This is a genomic window from Nocardia sp. SSK8 (assembly GCF_037034205.1).
GTDB lineage: Bacteria > Actinomycetota > Actinomycetes > Mycobacteriales > Mycobacteriaceae > Nocardia.
In genome coordinates, this window is the sequence record NZ_JBAGKD010000046.1 from 1 (window position 1) to 317 (window position 317).

The 317-nt window shown below is 59.3% G+C and carries 1 pseudogene; it reads left to right on the forward strand.

Annotation, left to right across the window (positions count from 1 at the left end):
- Positions 1-317: pseudogene (locus WA675_RS27310) on the forward strand (adenosylhomocysteinase); the annotation flags it as partial.

The window sequence follows — 317 nt, forward strand, 5'->3', positions numbered from 1 at the left end:
GGGTCAGGGCGCGCGGGTGCAGGTCACCGAGATCGACCCGATCAACGCGTTGCAGGCGTTGATGGACGGTTTCGATGTGGTGACCGTGGAGCAGGCGGTCGGTGATGCCGATATCGTGATCACCTCGACCGGTAACAAGGACATCATCACTCTCGAGCACATGAAGGCGATGAAGGATCACGCGATCCTGGGCAATATCGGTCACTTCGACAACGAGATCGATATGGCCGCGTTGGAGCGTTCGGGTGCGTCGCGGATCGAGATCAAGCCGCAGGTCGATGAGTGGACCTTCGAGTCGGGTAAGGCGATCATCGTGT